This is a genomic window from Marinactinospora thermotolerans DSM 45154 (assembly GCF_900167435.1).
GTDB classification, from domain to species: Bacteria; Actinomycetota; Actinomycetes; order Streptosporangiales; family Streptosporangiaceae; genus Marinactinospora; species Marinactinospora thermotolerans.
On the sequence record NZ_FUWS01000018.1, the window covers coordinates 22,446 to 40,673 of the forward strand.

14 protein-coding genes and 1 CRISPR repeat array are annotated in these 18,228 nt (G+C 72.0%); of the genes, 13 read left to right on the plus strand and 1 reads right to left on the minus strand.

Annotation, left to right across the window (positions count from 1 at the left end; all coding sequences use genetic code 11):
• Positions 1 to 11 precede the first annotated feature (11 nt).
• Genes B5D66_RS23445 through B5D66_RS23465 form a run of 5 tightly spaced genes read left to right on the plus strand, consistent with a single transcriptional unit; the run spans position 12 to position 5,170 of the window.
• Entirely contained in the window at positions 12 to 968 is a 957-nt protein-coding gene (locus B5D66_RS23445; protein ID WP_078763993.1) for an STM4015 family protein, read from the plus strand.
• Positions 965 to 2,068 (plus strand): STM4014 family protein, encoded by a 1,104-nt coding sequence (locus B5D66_RS23450; protein ID WP_078763994.1) that lies wholly within the window; start codon positions 965 to 967, stop codon positions 2,066 to 2,068. The genes B5D66_RS23445 and B5D66_RS23450 overlap by 4 nt, the downstream gene beginning before the upstream one ends.
• A complete protein-coding gene (locus B5D66_RS23455) occupies positions 2,056 to 2,907 on the plus strand; it encodes an STM4013/SEN3800 family hydrolase (protein ID WP_432936533.1) in 852 nt (283 codons plus the stop codon). Before B5D66_RS23450 ends, B5D66_RS23455 begins: the two co-directional genes overlap by 13 nt.
• Positions 2,904 to 4,259 (plus strand): STM4012 family radical SAM protein, encoded by a 1,356-nt coding sequence (locus tag B5D66_RS23460; protein ID WP_078763995.1) that lies wholly within the window; start codon positions 2,904 to 2,906, stop codon positions 4,257 to 4,259. The genes B5D66_RS23455 and B5D66_RS23460 overlap by 4 nt, the downstream gene beginning before the upstream one ends.
• Positions 4,256 to 5,170, plus strand: coding sequence for an STM4011 family radical SAM protein (locus tag B5D66_RS23465; RefSeq protein ID WP_078763996.1), 915 nt, complete (start codon positions 4,256 to 4,258; stop codon positions 5,168 to 5,170). The genes B5D66_RS23460 and B5D66_RS23465 overlap by 4 nt, the downstream gene beginning before the upstream one ends.
• Positions 5,171 to 5,504: 334 nt before the next feature.
• Positions 5,505 to 5,851: a CRISPR direct-repeat array (repeat unit 28 nt; unit sequence CGCTGATCATCCCTGGAGGGATAGCAAC).
• Positions 5,852 to 5,856: 5 nt separating this feature from the next.
• Here the strand turns inward: B5D66_RS23465 and B5D66_RS23470 are convergent.
• Complete coding sequence (locus tag B5D66_RS23470) at positions 5,857 to 6,777, minus strand: 3-methyladenine DNA glycosylase (RefSeq protein WP_078763997.1); 921 nt, start codon at positions 6,775 to 6,777, stop codon at positions 5,857 to 5,859.
• Between the two features lie 183 nt (positions 6,778 to 6,960).
• On the opposite strand from B5D66_RS23470, the gene B5D66_RS23475 reads away from it, so the two are divergent.
• From B5D66_RS23475 to B5D66_RS23510, 8 genes are all read left to right on the plus strand, one after another.
• Complete coding sequence (locus B5D66_RS23475; RefSeq protein ID WP_078763998.1) at positions 6,961 to 7,986, plus strand: LacI family DNA-binding transcriptional regulator; 1,026 nt, start codon at positions 6,961 to 6,963, stop codon at positions 7,984 to 7,986.
• Positions 7,987 to 8,093: 107 nt separating this feature from the next.
• A complete protein-coding gene (locus B5D66_RS23480; protein WP_078763999.1) occupies positions 8,094 to 9,341 on the plus strand; it encodes a sugar ABC transporter substrate-binding protein in 1,248 nt (415 codons plus the stop codon).
• Positions 9,342 to 9,463: 122 nt separating this feature from the next.
• On the plus strand, positions 9,464 to 10,297 hold the full coding sequence (locus B5D66_RS23485) for a carbohydrate ABC transporter permease (RefSeq protein WP_235001194.1): 834 nt from the start codon (positions 9,464 to 9,466) through the stop codon (positions 10,295 to 10,297).
• Positions 10,294 to 11,157, plus strand: coding sequence for a carbohydrate ABC transporter permease (locus B5D66_RS23490; RefSeq protein WP_078764001.1), 864 nt, complete (start codon positions 10,294 to 10,296; stop codon positions 11,155 to 11,157). Before B5D66_RS23485 ends, B5D66_RS23490 begins: the two co-directional genes overlap by 4 nt.
• 83 nt (positions 11,158 to 11,240) lie before the next feature.
• Positions 11,241 to 12,656 carry a GH1 family beta-glucosidase gene (locus B5D66_RS23495; RefSeq protein ID WP_078764002.1) on the plus strand — a complete coding sequence of 472 codons (1,416 nt, stop codon included), beginning with the start codon at positions 11,241 to 11,243 and terminating at the stop codon, positions 12,654 to 12,656.
• An 87-nt stretch (positions 12,657 to 12,743) separates the two neighbouring features.
• The gene (gene yicI / locus B5D66_RS23500; protein WP_078764003.1) at positions 12,744 to 15,074 is read left to right on the plus strand and encodes an alpha-xylosidase; all 2,331 of its coding nucleotides are present in this window, start codon (positions 12,744 to 12,746) and stop codon (positions 15,072 to 15,074) included.
• A 125-nt stretch (positions 15,075 to 15,199) separates the two neighbouring features.
• Positions 15,200 to 16,246, plus strand: coding sequence for a LacI family DNA-binding transcriptional regulator (locus tag B5D66_RS23505; RefSeq protein ID WP_078764004.1), 1,047 nt, complete (start codon positions 15,200 to 15,202; stop codon positions 16,244 to 16,246).
• Positions 16,247 to 16,490: 244 nt separating this feature from the next.
• Entirely contained in the window at positions 16,491 to 18,200 is a 1,710-nt protein-coding gene (locus tag B5D66_RS23510) for an ABC transporter substrate-binding protein (protein WP_078764005.1), read from the plus strand.
• The last annotated feature ends 28 nt before the right edge of the window (positions 18,201 to 18,228 follow it).

An 18,228-nucleotide genomic window follows, 5' to 3' on the forward strand; every position in this document is an offset into this window, starting at 1 on the left:
AGGAGCGGCGCATGGACATCTACGACAAGATCACCGAGTTCGGGGGCCTGCCGGTGGTCGACCTCCCACCGGACGGACCGCTGCCCGAGGCCGTCGCGGATCCGGGCGCGGTCGCCTGGCGCCTGGACGTCGACCCGTGGGACGACCGGTATCCCAAATTCCCCTTGCACTTCGCCCGTTTCCTGGAGGTCGTGGACACCACCAGGGTCACCGCGCTGGTGATCGGCACGTGGGGGGAGGGGTACGAGGACTCCGGGAGCGTCCCCCGCGACCTGCTGGTCGAGCACGCCGCGCGCTTCCCGGCGCTGCGGGCGCTGTTCTTCGGCGAGTTCACCATGGAGCTGACCGAGATCTCCTGGATCGAGCAGACCGACGTCACGCCGCTCCTCGCGGCCTTTCCCGGACTGCGCGAACTGGTCGTGCGCGGCAGCACCAGCCTGGAGTTCCCGGCCACGCGCCACGGCGAGCTGCGCAGCCTGGTGTTCCAGACCGGCGGCCTGCCCGCCGAGGTGGTCCGGGGCGTGCTGGGGTCGGACCTGCCGGCCCTGGAACACCTGGAGATGTGGTTCGGGTCGGAGTACTACGGCGGCAGCAGCACCGTCGCCGACCTCGCCCCGCTGCTCGACGCCGAGCCGTTCCCCCGCCTGTCGCGGCTGGGCCTGCGCAACGCGGAGTGGACCGACGAGCTGGTGGCGCGGCTGGCCGACGCGGCCGTCACCGGCCGGGTGCCCGACCTCGACCTGTCCCTGGGCACGCTCACCGACACCGGGGGTCGCGTCCTGCTGGAGGCGCCGGTCTTCCGCGGACTGCGCCGGCTCGACCTGCACCACCACTTCCTGTCCGAGGAGATGGAGGACAGGCTGCGGGAGGCGTTCACCGCGGCGGGGGTCGAGATCGACCTGAGCGAGCGCGAGCAGCCCGACGTCTACGACGGCCAGGTCCACTACTACCCGGAGGTCACCGAATGACCTCTGCGCGGCCCCGCCCGGTCGCGGTGGTCGCGGTCCCCGGCGGGCGCCGGCTCGCCCTGTTCACCGCCGCGCTGCGCGCCGCGGGCCGCCCCGACCCCGTGGTGCTGCCGTGGCGGGGGCTGGCGGCCGGAGAGGTGAAGGTCCCGCCGGGAGCGCTGGTGCGGGTCGACTCGCCGGGCGAGGACCCCGAGACGGCGCGGCTGCTGCGCGGCCTGCCGCACCCGCCCGACCTGTACCGCGTCGAGGGGTCGGCGGCCTTCCACGCGGGTTTTCGCGCCGCGCTGGACCGGCTGGCCGCGGAGGTGGCGGCCACCCCCGGCGCCCGGCTGGTCCAGGACCCGGCCGACCTCGTCACCATGTCCGACAAGCGGCGCTGCCACGCGCTGCTCACCGCCGCGGGCGTCCCCGTGCCGCCGGCGCTCGACGGTCCCGTCGAGGACTACGCCGCCCTGCGCGCCGGCATGGCCCGGCGCGGGTGGGGCCGGGTGTTCGTCAAACCCGCCCACGGCTCCTCCGCGTCGGGGGTGGTGGCCCTGACGGCGGGACGCGACCGGGTGCGCGCCGACACCTCCGCCGACCTCGTCCGCACCGCGGCGGGGGTGGAGCTGTACAACAGCCTGGTGATCCGCACCTACGAGTCCGAGGCCGACGTCGCGACACTCGTCGACGCGCTGTGCGCCGAGCGCGTGCACGTCGAACGCCGGCTGCCCAAGGTCGTCCACCAGGGCCGCGCGGTGGACCTGCGGGTGCTGGTGGTGGCGGGCCGGGCCACCCACGTGGTGGCCCGCGCGTCGCGCTCCCCGATGACCAACCTGCACCTGGGCAACGCGCGGGGCGACCTGACCGCGTTGCGCGCCCGGATGGGCGAGGACGCCTGGGCGCGGGCGATGGCGGTGGCCGAGCGGGCCGCCGCGTGTTTTCCGGGCACCCTGCACGCCGGCGTGGACCTGCTGGTGGCGCCGTCGCTGCGGTCCTTCGCGGTGTGCGAGGTCAACGCCTTCGGCGACCTGCTGCCCGGGGTGCTGCACGAGGGCCGCGACACCTACGCCGAGCAGGTGCGCGCGCTGCAACGGATGGAGGCGACATGCCCGGTGTGACGCCGAGCGTCGACATGAACGCGATCGTCGGCACCCACGACATCCTGCTCGTCACGTTGGACACGCTCCGCTACGACGTGGCCCAACGGCTGGCCGAGGAGGGGCGCACCCCCAACCTGTCGAGGGTGCTGCCCGGCGGGGGGTGGGAGCGGCGGCACGCCCCGGCGAGCTTCACCTACGCCTCCCACCAGGCGATGCTGGCCGGGTTCCTGCCCACGCCGGCCGCTCCCGGCCCGCACCCGCGCCTGTTCGCCGCGGCCTTCCCCGGCAGCGCCACCACGGGGGAGCGCACCTGGGTGTTCGACGCCCCCGACCTGGTCTCGGGCCTGGCCGCGGCCGGCTACCACACCGCCTGCGTGGGCGGGACGGGCTTCTTCAACCGCCGTTCCCCACTGGGCTCGGTGCTGCCGGACATGTTCGCCGAGAGCCACTGGGAGCCCTCCTTCGGCGTGGCCGACCCGCGCTCCTTCGAGCACCAGGTGGCGCGCGCCGCGGAGGTCGTCACCGCGCTCCCCGCTCAGCGCAGGCTGTTCCTGCTGGTCAACGTCGCGGCCCTGCACCAGCCCAACTGGTTCCACCTGCCCGGCGCGACCGCGGCGGACGGGGACACCCCGGCCAGTCACGCCGCGGCGCTGGAGTACGTCGACCGGCACATCCCCCGGCTGTTCGCCGCGGCGGCCTCGCGCCGAGACTGCTTCGCCATCGTGTGCTCCGACCACGGCACCGCCTACGGCGAGGACGGCCACACCGGTCACCGGATCGGCCACGAGACGGTCTGGACGGTCCCCTACGCCGAGTTCACGCTGCCCCACCGCCCCCTGGAGGACCCCGCCCCGTGACCTCGCTCGACATCACCCCCCTCGCCCCCTCCGAGCCCGGGGAGGACTCCCCCTACCGCTCCTACGTCTACGCCTATCCGCACAAGACCGCCTACCGGCCACTGCCCGACCGGCCGCGGCTGAGGGAGGTGTGGGCGGGTGAGCCCCGCGACGCGCTCTCGCTGTACCTGCACGTCCCCTTCTGCGAGATGCGCTGCGGGTTCTGCAACCTGTTCACCCGCTCCACCCCGCCCGCCGAACAGGTCGCCGCCTACCTCGACGCCCTGGAACGCCAGGCCGAGGCGGTGGCCGAGGCGATCCCGGGCGCCCGCTACGCGCGCGGCGCGCTGGGCGGCGGCACGCCGACCTACCTGACGGCCGACGAGCTGGCCCGCCTGTACGACATCGCCGGGCGGGTGCTCGGCGCGGACCTCGCGGCGATCCCCACCTCGGTGGAGACCTCGCCCGCGACGGCCACCCCCGACCGGCTCGACGTGCTCGCCGAGCACGGCGTGTCCCGCGTCAGCATCGGCGTGCAGAGCTTCATCGACGCCGAGGCCCACGCGGCGGGGCGGCCCCAACGCCGCGCCGAGGTCGACCGGGCCCTGGACGCGATCCGCGCGCGCACCGACGCCGCGCTCAACATCGACCTCATCTACGGCATCGACGGCCAGACCCCGCGGACCTGGCGCTACTCCCTGGACACGGCCCTGGAGCGCGAGCCCGAGGAGCTCTACCTCTACCCCCTCTACGTCCGGCCGCTGACGGGCCTGGGCCGTCGCGCCCGCGACTGGGACGACCACCGGTTGAGCCTGTACCGGCAGGGGCGCGACCACCTGCTCGACAACGGCTACCGCCAGGTGTCGATGCGGATGTTCGAACGTGGGGACGCGCCGCGCGCGCAGGGGCCCGACTACTGCTGCCAGAGCGACGGGATGGTGGGGCTGGGCTGTGGCGCCCGCTCCTACACCGCGGACCTGCACTACTCGTTCGACTACGCGGTGGGGGTCGGCGCGGTGCGGGCGATCCTGGCCGACTACACCGCCCGGGACCGCGCCGGGTTCGAACGGGCCGAGGTCGGGTTCCGGCTGGACGAGGGGGAACGCCGGCGCAGGCACCTGCTCCAGTCGCTGCTGCGCGCCGAAGGCGTCGACCCGGACCTGTACCGCGACAGGTTCGCCTCCCACCCCGCCGCGGACTTCCCCGCGGAGTTCGCGGAGCTGGCGGCGCGCGGCTGGCTGGTCCCGGGCTCCGACGCGGAGGGGGAGCGCCCGCTCCTCACGGCCGAGGGACTGGCCCACTCCGACGCGATCGGCCCCCTGTTCTTCTCCCCGCGGGTCACCGCGTCGATGGCGGGGTACGACGCGCGATGAGCCTGCCCGAGCACCTGACGATCCTGTACCGCGGCCCGTTGGCCAGCTGCGACTACGACTGCCCCTACTGTCCCTTCGCCAAGCGGCGCGACTCCCCGGAGCGGTTGCGCGCCGACCGGGCCGCGCTGGAACGCTTCACCGCCTGGGTCGCCGACCAGGGCCGCGCGGCGCCGGGCACGCGCATCTCGGTCCTGTTCACCCCCTGGGGCGAGGGGCTGGTGCGGTCGTGGTACCGGCGCGCCATCGTCGACCTCAGCCACCTGCCGCACGTGGAACGGGTGGCCATCCAGACCAACCTGAGCGGGCGCACCGGCTGGCTGGCCGACTGCGACCGGTCCACGGCCGCGCTGTGGACCACCTACCACCCCGGCCAGGTCGCCCACGACCGGTTCCTCGGCAAGTGCCGGGAGCTGCTGGACCTGGGGGTCCGCTTCAGCGTCGGCGTCGTGGGCCTGCCGGAGCACCTGGAGGCCGCGCGCCGGCTGCGCGCCGAGCTGCCGGGCGAGGTCTATGTGTGGGTGAACGCGGCCGAGGGCCACGCCTACAGCGACGCCGAGGCCGCCGACTGGCAGGGGATCGACCCGCTGTTCCACCACAGCAGGCACGCCCACGCATCGCGCGGCCTGCCCTGCCGGACGGGGGAGAGCGTCGTGTCGGTGGACGGCGAGGGGCGGGTGCGCCGCTGCCACTTCGTCCCCACGGAGCTGGGCAACCTCTACGACGGCTCGTTCCGCGCCGCGCTGCGCCCACGATCGTGCCCGGCGGCCCTGTGCGACTGCCACATCGGCTACGTCCACCTGGAGCCGCTCGGGCTCTACGACGTGTTCCGCGGCGGCGTGCTGGAGCGCATCCCCGCGGGGTGGGGGGACGCGACGCCGGCCGGCGCGGTGAGCGCTGACGTCGAGCGGTGAACGACGACGCCGAACGGCCGTCCGGACGAGGGCCTCGCCCGGCCGGACGGTGCGATGACGCCTTTGAGCGCGCGGACGCGCCGGAGCAGGGGCCGCCGCCTCCGATGCCGCTCCGCAACGCCTCTCCCGGCCGGGTGACGGAGGGCCTCCCGCCGGGAGGGACGGGGGTGTCCGCGGCCGGCGCGCTCTCGTCGAGAGCGAGGGCCGACATCGCGAGAGGAAGACTGAACCGTAACGCTTCCACCTGCACTGATGCACTACCGGCGGATCGCTGCGAAAATGGGTCTCCAAGTGACCATCGAGGCGGCTCTGACCTGGGACTTTACTCTCGGGCCGCTGATCATCCCTGGAGGGATAGCAACTGGGCTGGCTCCCCGACATTCAGGGACGGCACGAGTCGCTGATCATCCCTGGAGGGATAGCAACACCGGGTGGATCACCCACTGGGCCGCAGGCAGGTGCCGCTGATCATCCCTGGAGGGATAGCAACACGGTGATGGGGGTCAGGGTGTAGCGGCCGGGACTGGCTGCTGATCATCCTTGGAGGGATAGCAACGTCACCTCCCCCTGGCTGGACGGCCTGGCCGCCGGTCGCTGATCATCCCTGGAGGGATAGCAACAGGTTCGCGCGATCGTTGCGGTGGGGCTCGAACCGCTGATCATCCCTGGAGGGATCCCGGCACGCCTCAGTCCCGGTCGGGTGCCGTGTTCAGGGTCTCGCAGATCTGGAGGAGCCGGGCGCGTAGCGCGGCGCCGCGTTCGGCGAATGAGCGTTGCGCCGTGACGTATTCGGCCTTGCCCTCGGGTGTCTCGATGGCGACGGGGGTGTAGCCGTGCGCGGACAGGTCGTAGGGCGAGGCGCGCATGTCGAGTTCGCGCACGTCGCGGGCCAGTTCGAAGCAGTCCAGGACGAGGTCGCCCGGCACCGCAGGGGCGAGCTTGTAGGCCCACTTGTAGTAGTCCATGGTGGCGTGCAGGCACCCCGGCTGGTCCAGTTCGACCTGGCTGTCGCGGGTGGGGTGCAGCTGGTTGAGGGGCCGCGCCTCGGGGGTGAAGAAGCGGAAGGCGTCGAAGTGGGAGCAGCGGATGCGGTGCTCCTCGACGACGCGGTCGGTGCCCTCGGGCCCCAGGCGCAGCGGCACGGCGGAGTGCCGTACCTGTTCGGGCGGGAGCCGGTAGACCATGGCCCACTCGTGCAGGCCGAAGCAGCCGAAGTTGGCGGGGCGGCGGTCGATCGCGCGCAGGAGTGAGGTGACGAACCGCAGCGGGGTGGCCCGCGCGGCGCGGAACGCGGCGACGTCGAGTTCGACTCCCCCGCCGGGGGCCTCGCGGTACCAGCGCCCGTCGAGGCGGTCGCGGGCGCCGTCGCCCAGCAGTACGACGCCGGGTCCCGGGTGCCAGCGGCGCAGGTGCGCGGGCTTGTGGCTGTAGTAGGTGAAGAGGAAGTCCTCGACCGGGTGGGCGACGCCGCGTCGGCGCCGGTCGAGGTGGCCCGCCAGCAGCGCGTCCGCGCGCTCGTGGTGGCGTTCCTCCAGGGGCCGCCACTGGTGTTCGGCGAGAACGCTGCGCTGCCCGCCGCGGGCGGGGGTCGAGGTGGTGGTGGTCATGGCGTCCTCCAGGGTATGCGCCCGCCGAGTGGAGGGGTTCGGAGGGGACCCGGAGCGAACTCGTGCCCGCGAGGGGATTGACCGCGCGGAAACCCGTTCTTAACATGCGTCGCAATGGTGAATCGATTCGACGCCGTAACTCGGCATCGAGTCGAATCGATTCGACAAGGGGGAGGCGGAGCCATGGCCACCATCAAGGACGTCGCCCGGGCCGCCGGGGTGGCGCCGAGCACGGTTTCCTACGTGCTCAGCGGCTCCCGGAAGATCTCGGAGGAGACCCGCGAGGCCGTCCGCGCCGCCATCGAACGTCTCGGCTACCACCCCAACGCCGGAGCGCGTTCGCTGCGCAGCACCCGGACCAACGTCATCGCCCTGGCGCTGCCCCTGTCCTCCTCCCGGGGGTATCTCCCGGTGGGCGGGCGGTTCATGTACGGCCTCAGCGAGGCCGCGGGGGAGCACGGTTACGACGTCCTGCTCATCACCGGCCGCGACGCCGGTCCGGGCGGGGCCGGCCTGGAGCGGGTCGCCCGCAGCAGGCTCGCCGACGCCGCCGTGCTCATGGGGGTCGAGATGGAGGACCCCCGCATCGACGCCATGCGGGAGCTCGATTTCCCGGTGGCGGTCCTGGGCCGTCCCGCCGAGGAGTCCGCCGTCGCGTGGGCCGACCTCGACTGGGAGGAGGCGGCCGCGGTCTCGGTGCGCGCGCTGTATGAGGCGGGGCACCGTGACATCCACTACCTCGCGACGGTCGAGGAGGACATCCGTGACCGTCGCAGCTATTCGGTGCGCGGCATCGACGGTGTGCGCCGGGCCTCCGCCGAGCTCGGCGTGCCGGTCCCGGTGTGCCCCTCCAGCAGCGATCCCGCCGAGCTGCTGCGCCGGCTGGACGCGCTGTTCGACGCCGAGGATCCGCCCACGGCGCTGGCCGTCCAGCATCCGGCGGCGATCCCCGGCATCCTGCGTCACCTGGCGGCGTGGGGGATCCAGGTTCCCCGCGACGTCTCGCTCGTGGCCGTCGGCAACTTCCCCGAGGACCTCGGTGGGATCGACGCCACCCGTGTCGAGCTGCCCGTCCGGGAGATGTCGGTGGCCGTGACCCGTCTGGCCGTCGAGCTGGCCGCCGACCCGGCGGCCTCCCGGCCCACCGCCGGACGCGAACTGATCCCGCCCCGCCTCATCCGGGGTGGCACGGTCGCGCCGGCTCCCTGACCCCTTTTCCCGTTTCTCGATCCAGCTCTCCCACGATCCGCCGCCCCCTGTCCCGGTGGGCGGGTGGCCTTCCGGCCGCCCGCCCGGTTCGATGACGGAGACCCACCATGAGACTCCTACCCCACCGGCCACCCCCCGCCTTACCTCTCACGGCGGCGACGGTGGCGCTCACCCTCCTCGCGACGGGATGCGCGGCCGAGCGCGATCCCGGCGTCTACACGATCATGAATTCCGGCACCGACGAGCCCTACCACTCCTGGGACCAGGAGGTCATGGACCGGTGCGGCGCCGAGAACGGCGTCCAGGTGCAGCAGCTCAGCGTCCCCGCCGACCAGTTGGTCCCCAAGGCGTTGCGCATGGCCTCCTCGGGGTCGCTGCCCGACGTGCTCATCATCGACGGTTCCGACCTGCCGCAGTTCGCCGAGACGGGAGGGCTGGTACCCCTGGAGGAGCTGGGGCTGTCCACCGCGACGCTGTCGGAGGGCGCGATCTCCTTCGGCAGCCACGAGGGCGTCTACTACGGTGCCGCCCGCTCGGTGAACTCCCTGGGCCTGTTCTACAACGTCGACATCCTGGCGGAGGCCGGGGTGGAACCGCCGCGGACCTGGGCCGAGTTGCGTGAGACGGCGGCGGCGCTGACCGAGGGCGACCGTTACGGACTGGCGATCAGCGCCCTGGCCACCGAGGACGGGGTCTATCAGTTCCTGCCCTGGCTGTGGTCCAACGGGGGCGACGAGCGCGACCTCGACGCCCCCGAGGCGGTGGAGGCGCTGGAGTTCGTCACGTCGCTGCTGGACGACGGTCTGGCGTCGCGCTCGGCGGTGAACTGGACCCAGGCCGACGTCAACGACCAGTTCATCGCGGGCAACGCGGCGATGATGGTCAACGGCCCCTGGCAGATGCCGGTCCTGCGGGAGCACCCCGACCTGGAGTGGGCCGTGGTGGAGATCCCGGTCCCCGAGGCCGGTGCCACGCCGGTGGCGCCCATCGGGGGAGAGACCTACACCATCCCCCGCAACAGCGAGAACCCCGAACGCGAGGAGCTGGCCGCCCGCCTCGTGGCCTGTCTGACCACCCCCGAGGCGCAGCTGGACTGGTCCACCAAGGGCAGCAATGTCCCGGTCGACGCCGAGGCCGCCGAGCGCTACCGCGAGGAGGTGCCCCAGCTGGCGGCCTTCGTCGACCAGGTGCAGACCGCGCGCAGCCGCACCCAGAACGTGGGGACCGACTGGAACGTCTACTCCCAGGCGATCGGCACCGCCCTTCAGGCGGCCCTGACCGGTGAGGCCTCCCCGGCCGACGCGCTCGCCCGGGCCCAGGCCCAGGTCGAGTCGGAGCTGAGGAGCCGGTCATGACGATGATGGTCAACAGGACATCGGCACCTGCTGTGCGGGAGCGCTCCCAGGGGGTGGGGGCCGGACCCGGACGGCGCGGACGGCTCGCCCAGTGGCTCTTCGTCGCCCCGGCCGTGCTCTACATGCTGGTCTTCTTCGGCTACCCGCTCGTCCGCAACGTCGTGATGAGCTTCCAGGACTACACGCCCGCCACCTACTTCACCGGAGAGGCCCCCTTCACCGGCCTGGAGAACTGGTGGGCGGTCCTCACCGACGAGCTGTTCGCCTCCTCCCTGTGGCACACCCTGCTGTTCACGGTGGGGTCGCTGGTCGGACAGTTCACCATCGGCATGGCGCTGGCCCTGTTCTTCTCCCGGCGCTTCCCGCTCTCGGGCGTCATGCGCTCGCTGCTCCTGCTGCCCTGGCTGATTCCCATGGTGGTGGCCGGAACGGTGTGGCGGCGCGTCCTCGACCAGGAGACCGGCGTGGTCAACGAGGCCCTTCAGGGGCTGGGCGTGGTCTCCTCGGCCATCCCCTGGCTGAGCAGCCCCGACCACGCGCTGATCTCGGTGATCCTGGTCAACATCTGGATCGGGATCCCGTTCAACATGGTGATCCTCTACGGCGGGCTCCAGGAGATCCCGCGCGAGGTGCGCGAGGCGGCGCTGCTGGACGGCGCCGGCCCCTTCCGCGCCTTCTTCGGCGTCATCCTGCCGATGATGAAGCCGGTGGTGACCGTGGTGCTGGTCCTGGGCTTCATGTCCACCGTCAAGATCCTCGACCTGATCCTGGCCCTCACCAACGGGGGACCGGCCCACGCCACCGAGACGCTGGGCACCTACACCTACCAGCTGTCCTTCCTGCAACTGGACTTCGGCCAGGGCGCCGTCGTCGGCAACGTCCTGATCCTCATCAGCATGGTCTTCGCGGTGATCTACCTGCGGGCCAACCGCGACGGACTGGAGGAGCGGAGATGAGCGCGCTCACGGCGGCACGGCCCGGGCGGCGGCGCCGCGGGGGAACGCGCGGGATCGACCGCGCCGGGGCGGGCAGCCTCGTCCTGGGCACCGTGATCCTGGTGATCCTGCTGTTCCCGCTGTACTGGATGGTCAACACGGCCCTGCAACCGGGGACCTCGGCGGCGGAGCTGAGCTGGTTTCCGCGGACCCTGGACCTGGGGAACTTCCGCCGCGCCTGGGAGTCGCAGGCCGGCAACCTGCTCACCAGCCTGCTGGTGGCGCTGGGCGCGGTCGCGGTGTGCCTGGTCGTCGCCACACCGGCGGCCTACGCGCTGGCCCGCTTCCGGCTCCCAGGCACCCGCACCGTCGTCTTCGGCACCCTCATCACCCAGATGGTGCCCGGCATCGTCGTGGCCAACGCCCTGTACAACGCCTACGTCGAACTGAACCTGGTCAACTCCTACCTCGGTCTCATCCTCGCCGACGCCTCCCTGGGCATCCCCTTCACCATCGTCCTGCTGCGCGCGTTCATGGTCTCCATCCCCGGCGAGGTCGTGGAGGCCGCGATGGTCGACGGGGCAGGGCGGATGCGCACCCTGCTGCGCGTCGTCGTGCCGATGAGCCGCAACGCCCTGATCACCGGCGGGCTGTTCACGTTCCTGTTCGCCTGGAGCGACTTCCTGTTCGCCCTGACGCTCAACACCACCGACGCGGTCAAGCCGGTGACGCTCGGCATCTACGAGTACATCGGCGCCCACGTCGGCGACTGGGGAGCGGTGATGGCGGTGGCGACCCTCTCCTCGATCCCCGCGGCGGTGCTGCTCGTCGTCGCGCAGAAGTACGTGGCCGCCGGGATCTCCGGGGGCTCGATCAAGTAGCCCCGGCACCGGAACCCGGGCCGCCTCCCCCGCACCGCGGGCCCCGACCCAGTACCAGTCAGCACAGACAGCGAGGACAACACATGACAGCAGACCTGCCCGACCTGCCGGCCGACTTCCTCTTCGGAACGGCCACCGCCTCCTACCAGATCGAGGGGGCCGTCAAGGAGGACGGCCGCGGCCCCTCGATCTGGGACACCTACTGCCGCATCCCCGGCAGGGTGGCCCGGGGGGAGACCGGTGACGTCGCCTGCGACCACTACCACCGTTACCGTGAGGACGTCGCGCTGCTGCGGGAGCTGGGCGTGGACGCCTACCGGTTCTCCGTCGCCTGGCCGCGGGTCGTGCCCGGCGGCGACGGTCCCGTCAACCCCGAGGGGCTCGCCTTCTACGACCGGCTCGTCGACGCCCTGCTGGAGGCGGGCATCGAGCCCGTCGTCACGCTCTACCACTGGGACCTGCCACAGGCGCTGGAGGACCGGGGCGGCTGGCGGGTCCGGCCGACCGCCGAGCACTTCGCCGCCTACACCCGGGCCACCGCCGACCGGCTCGGCGACCGGGTGCGGCGCTGGATCACCCTGAACGAGCCGTTCTGCTCCTCCTTCGTCGGCCACGCCGTGGGGCGCCACGCCCCCGGAACCCGGGAGGGGACACCGGCGCTGGCCACGGCCCACCACCTCCTGCTCGCCCACGGCCTGGCCGTCCGGGAGCTGCGCGCCTCCGCCCAGGCCCACGGCCGGCCGGTCGAGGTCGGCATCACCCTCAACCTGGACCGGCTCGTCCCGGCCAGCGACTCCCCCGCCGACCACGCGGCCGTGGACCGGGCCGAGACCCTGCACAACCGGGTCTGGCTGGACCCCCTGTTCAACGCCCGTTACCCCGTCAACGAGGCCGAGACGTGGGGGCGGCTCGCCGACGGCTCCTACCGGGTGGAGGGGGACCTGGAGACCATCTCCCAGCCGCTCGACTTCCTCGGCGTCAACTTCTACCGGCCGGTCATGCTGCGCGACGCCCCGCACCAGGAGGCCGACCCCGCCCTGCGCACGGCGACCGACATCGGAGTCGAGGAGGTGCGTTTCGCCGAGGCCCGCCACACCACCATGGACTGGCCCGTGGTCCCCTCGTCGTTCACCGACCTGCTCGTCGACCTGCACCGTCGTTACCCGGGCCTGCCCCCCATCTACATCACCGAGAACGGTTCGGCCGAGGACGACCGGGTGGAGGCCGACGGCCGGGTCCACGACAGCGACCGCATCGACTACATCCGCGACCACCTCGACGCCGTCGCCGCGGCGATCCGGGCCGGGGTGGACGTGCGGGGCCACTTCGTGTGGTCCCTCATGGACAACTTCGAGTGGGCCTACGGCTACGAACGGCGTTTCGGCCTGATCCGGGTCGACTACGACACCCTGGAGCGCGTCCCCAAGGACAGCTACCACTGGTTCAGGGATCTCATCGCCCGCCACAAGGCCCGGCACGGGGTCACCACGGTCCCCTAGGCGTCCACCACCCATCGCAACGACCGGTCCCGCCGCACGGGCGTCCCGCCCGTGCGGCGCCATTCGCGACCCCCACGGAGGCGGCCGATGAAGTTCACCGACGGGTTCTGGCAGATGCGCGCGGGAACGCGCGCGCACTACGCGCGCGAGGTCCGCGACGTGCGCGTCCTCGACGACAGGATCACCCTCCACGCTCCCGTCCGCGCGGTCACCCACCGCGGCGACACCCTCAACGCGCCACTGCTCACCGTCGACTGCTGGTCGCCGGCCCCCGGGGTGATCGGGGTGCAGGTGGTCCACCTGGCCGGAGGGGTACGCCCCCATCCGGCCTTCGACGTGACCGCCGATCCGGCCGTGGCCCCGAGCGTCCGCCGGGAGGACGGCGTGGTCGAGCTGGACAGCGGGGAGCTGTCCCTCAGGGTGGCCACCGAGGGGCCCTGGCGGCTGGAATTCCGGGCGGGCGGGCGCACGCTCACCAGTGTCGAGGAGCGCGGAACCGGGTTCGTGGAGACCGCCGACGGCGCCCACCACATGCTGGCCCAGCTCTCCCTGGGGGTGCGCGAGCTCGTCTACGGCATGGGCGAGCGGTTCACCCCGCTCGTCCGCAACGGTCAGACCGTCGACATCTGGCAGGCCGACGGCGGCACCAGCAGCGAACAGGCCTACAAGAACGTCCCCTTCTACCTGTCCAACCGCGGGTACGGCGTCTTCGTCGACCATCCCGGCCTGGTCTCCTTCGAGGTGGGCTCGGAGGCGGTGGGCCGGGTGCAGTTCAGCGTCGAGGACCAGGCGCTGCGCTACTACGTCATCCACGGCGCGACCCCCAAGGAGGTGCTGGCCCGCTACACCGCGCTCACCGGCCGGCCGGCCCTGCCGCCACCGTGGTCCTTCGGGCTGTGGCTGTCCACCTCGTTCACCACCTCCTACGACGAGGCGACCGTCAACGCCTTCGTCGACGGGATGGCCGAGCGCGACATCCCGCTCAGCGTCTTCCACTTCGACTGCTTCTGGATGCGCGAGTTCCACTGGTGCGACTTCGTGTGGGATCCCGAGGTCTTCCCGGACCCCGAGGGGATGCTGGCCCGCCTGAAGGAGCGCGGGTTGCGCGTGTGCGTGTGGATCAACCCCTACATCGCCCAGCGGTCGGCGCTGTTCGAGGAGGGGGCGCGGCTGGGGCACCTCGTGCGCCGACCCGACGGCACCGTCTGGCAGTGGGACATGTGGCAGGCGGGGATGGCGCTGGTGGACTTCACCAGCGCGCAGGCGCGCCGCTGGTACGCCGACAAGCTGCGCGTCCTGCTGGACATGGGCGTCGACGCCTTCAAGACCGACTTCGGCGAGCGGATCCCCACCGACGTGCGCTGGGCCGACGGCTCCGACCCCGAGGGCATGCACAACCGCTACACCCACCTGTACAACGAGACGGTGTTCGAGCTGCTGCGCGAGGTGCGCGGCGAGGGGGAGGCGGTGCTGTTCGCCCGTTCGGCGACGGCGGGGGGACAGCGGTTCCCGGTCCACTGGGGTGGCGACTGCGCCTCCACCTACGGGGCGATGGCCGAGAGCCTGCGCGGCGGGCTGTCGCTGGGGCTGTCGGGGTTCGGGTTCTGGAGTCACGACATCGGGGGGTTCGAGGGGACCCCGGATCCGGACCTGTTCAAGCGGTGGCTCGCTTTCGGGCTGCTGTCCTCGCACAGCAGGCTGCACGGGAGCCGCTCCTACCGGGTGCCGTGGGCCTTCGACGAGGAGTCGGTCGAGGTGGCCCGGACGTTCACCCGGTTGAAGTGCCGGTTGATGCCCTACCTGTACGGGGCGGCGGTCCAGGCGCACGAGCAGGGCACGCCGATGATGCGGGCGATGCTGCTGGAGTTCCCCGACGATCCCACCTGCCACCACCTCGACACCCAGTACATGCTCGGTGACGACCTCCTGGTCGCGCCCGTGTTCGACGCGGAGGGGGCGGTGGAGTACTACGTCCCCGAGGGCGAGTGGACCCACCTGATGAGCGGGGCGACCGTGCGGGGACCGGCGTGGCGGCGCGAGACCCACGACCACGGGTCGCTGCCCCTGCTGGTCCGCCCGGGGGCGGTGCTGCCGGTCGGGGCCGTGCAGGACCGGCCCGACTACGACTACCTCGACGGGGTGACCCTGCGCGTCTACGGCGCGGCCGGGGCCGGGACGCGGCGGCGCACGGTGATCCCCGACGCCCGGGGCGGGGTGGCCGCGGTCTTCCACACCGACGCCGGGAACGGCGTCGTGACCCTTCGCGGTGACGCCGAGCGTCTGCCCGCCTGGAAGGCGGTGCTGGTGGGGGTGGCGGCGGCGCGGGTGACCGAGGGCGAGGCCCGGGCGGTCCCCACCGCCGAGGGGGTCCTCATCGAGGTCGCCGAGGGCTGTGCGCGGGTGCGCGTCGAGGTGTGAGGAAGGGCGGCCGGCCGGCGTCACCACGGGGTGGCGCCGGCCGGCCGCGTGGAGGGGGAACCGGACGAACCGGGACTTGCTACTCTAGACGTGTACTTAATCGCTTAACTGAGCGGAGTCCGTCAATGGTGAGGGCGCGGCGCCCAACGATCGTCGACATCGCCAAGGCGGCCGGCGTCTCCACGGGGGCGGTCTCCTACGCCCTCAACGGGCGGCCGGGGGTCTCCGCGCCCACGCGCGCCCGCATCCTGGCCATCGCGGCCGAGATGGGGTGGGCGCCCAGCACGGCGGCGCGCGCCCTCTCGGAGGGGCGGGTCGGCGCGATCGGCCTGATCGTCGACCGCCCGGCCCAGGTCCTCGGCGTCGAACCGTTCTTCATGCAGCTGATCTCCGGCGTGCAGAGCGAGCTCGCCCTGAGCGGCACGGCCCTGTTGTTCCAGGTCTGCGAGGACATCGAGACCGAGATCGCCACCTACCGCCGCTGGTCGGCCGAGCGCAGGGTGGACGGGGTGCTCCTCCTCGACCTGCGCGTCGACGACGTGCGGGTGTCGGCCGTCACCGAGCTGGGGCTGCCGGCGATCGTGGTCGGCGGCCCCGAGGGCGCCGGGGGGCTTGCCTGTCTGTACTCCGACGACGGTGCCGCGATGCGCGAGGTGGTGCAGTACCTGAGGGCCCTCGGGCACCGCAGGATCGTCCGGGTGGCCGGTCCCGCGGAGTTCGCGCACACCGCGTCGCGCTCCGCCGCCTTCGTCGCGGCGGCGGAGGAGTTCGGGGTGGAGACGGCCGAGATCGTGCACACCGACTACACCGGCGAGGGGGGGACCACGGCCACCCGCAGGCTGCTGGCCGCCCGGGAGCGGCCCACCGCGCTGGTCTACGACAACGACCTGATGGCGGTGGCCGGGCTCGGGGTGGCCCAGGAGATGGGGGTGGCGGTCCCGGCCGACCTGTCCGTTGTCGCCTGGGACGATTCGGTGCTGTGCCGGCTGGTGCGTCCCGCGTTGACGGCGGTCGGCCGCGACGTCGCGGAACACGGCAGGCGGGCGGCCCGGATGATCATCGAGGCCGTGGCCGGGCGGCGGGTGGCCGACCAGGCCACTCCGGCGGCGGAGTTCGTCCCCCGTGGCAGCACCGGGCCTCTCGCGCGGACCAGGGGAGTCACAGAGGGGTAACGAGGGGTCGCGGGTGCATTGACGCGATTGCGGCCCCATGTTTCACTCACTTCAACTTATCCGCTTAAGTCAAAGTTCCACCGACCATATGGGAGCGCTCTCAAGACGTTGGTGGCGGAGTGACCACACGAACTCGGACCGCGGTTGGGGAGCAGGCACGCCGGCGTCGAACCGGGGGACGGGCCGGTCTCCTGCCCCCTGATGAACCTCCCGCCCACCCCGGCGCGGAGGAGGGAGAGCCGAAATGCTGAATCGGACGAGACTGGCGGCCGCGCTCCTGGCCGTCGGCATGGCGGCCACGGCCTGCACCGGCGGCGGCGGTGGCGGGGGAGGCGCCGGCGCCTACCCCAGGAACGAGACCCTCTACACCACCGGGACCCAGTGGGGGCCGCCCTCCAACTGGAACCCCATCATGAACTGGACGTATGCCACCGGCACCGTGGGCTACGCCTACGAGACCCTCTTCCTCTACGACCCGCTCGCCGACGAGTACATCCCCTGGCTGGCCGAGAGCGGGGAGTGGACCGGCGAGGACACCTACGAACTGCGGTTGCGCGAAGGCGTCCAATGGTCCGACGGCGAGGCGTTCACCGCCGACGACGTCGTCTTCACCATCGAGCTCGGGCAGATGGACTCGGTCCCCTACAGCAACCTGTGGAACTGGCTGGAGGAGGTCGAGGCCGTCGACGACCACACCGTCCGCCTCACCTTCTCCGAGCCGCGCCACCAGGAGTGGGCCAACTGGATCTACATGAACGCGATCGTGCCCGAACACCTGTGGGCCGACAGGTCCGAGGAGGAGGTGAGCTCCGGGGCCAACGAGAACCCCGTCGGCACCGGCCCCTACCTCTACGAGACCCACGACGAGGACCGCATGGTCTGGGCCGAGAACGAGAACTGGTGGGCCCGGGACCTGCTCGACCTCGACGTCAAGCCCACCTACATCGTCGACATCGTCAACTCCAGCAACGACACCGCGCTGGGGCTCCTCACCCAGAACGACATCGACATCAGCAACAACTTCCTGCCCGGCATCGACCGGACCATCACCGGCAACCCGCAGATCACCAGCTACTACCCCGAGCCCCCTTACATGCTCGCGGCCAACACCGCCTGGCTGGTGATGAACCTGGAGCGCGCGCCGATGGACGACGCGCGGTTCCGGCGGGCGCTGGCGCACTCCATCGACATGCAGCGCATCGTCGAGGGGCCCTACAGCAACCTGGTCGAGGCGGCCGACCCCACCGGCCTGCTCCCCAACTGGGACGACTACATCGACACCGCCCTCGTCGAGGAGCACGGCTTCTCCCACGACCCCGACGAGGCCAGGAGCATCCTGGAGGAGGCCGGCTACTCCGACACCGACGGCGACGGCATGGTGGAGACCCCCGACGGCGACCCGATCGACCTGACGATCATCGTCCCCTCCGGCTGGACCGACTGGATGGAGGCGATCCGCATCATCAGCGAGGGCGCCAAGGAGGTCGGCATCAACCTCAACGCCGACTTCCCCGACGACGCGGCGTTGCAGGACGCCCGGGAGAGCGGCGACTTCGACATGCTCATCAACAACGAGCGCCAGATCAGCAACACCCCGTGGGTCTACTACGACTACCTCTTCCGCCTGCCGATCCAGGAACGGCAGACCACGGTCAACTTCGGCCGCTACGAGAACGAGGAGGCGTGGGAGCTGGTGGAGGAACTGGCCCGCACACCGGTGGAGGACCGCGAGGGGATGCGGGAGATCATCTCCCGGCTCCAGGAGATCCAGCTCACCGAGATGCCGGCGATCCCCCTCTGGTACAACGGCCTGTGGTCGCAGGTCAACAACGGGACCTGGACCAACTGGCCCTCCTCCGCCGAGGACACGCCCGACCACATGCCGACCACGTGGCGCGGTTACAACCAGCTCGGCGCGATCCTGACCCTCACCGAGATCGAGCCGGCGGCCTGACCCGCCGCGGTCGCCGCGGCCGGGGCGC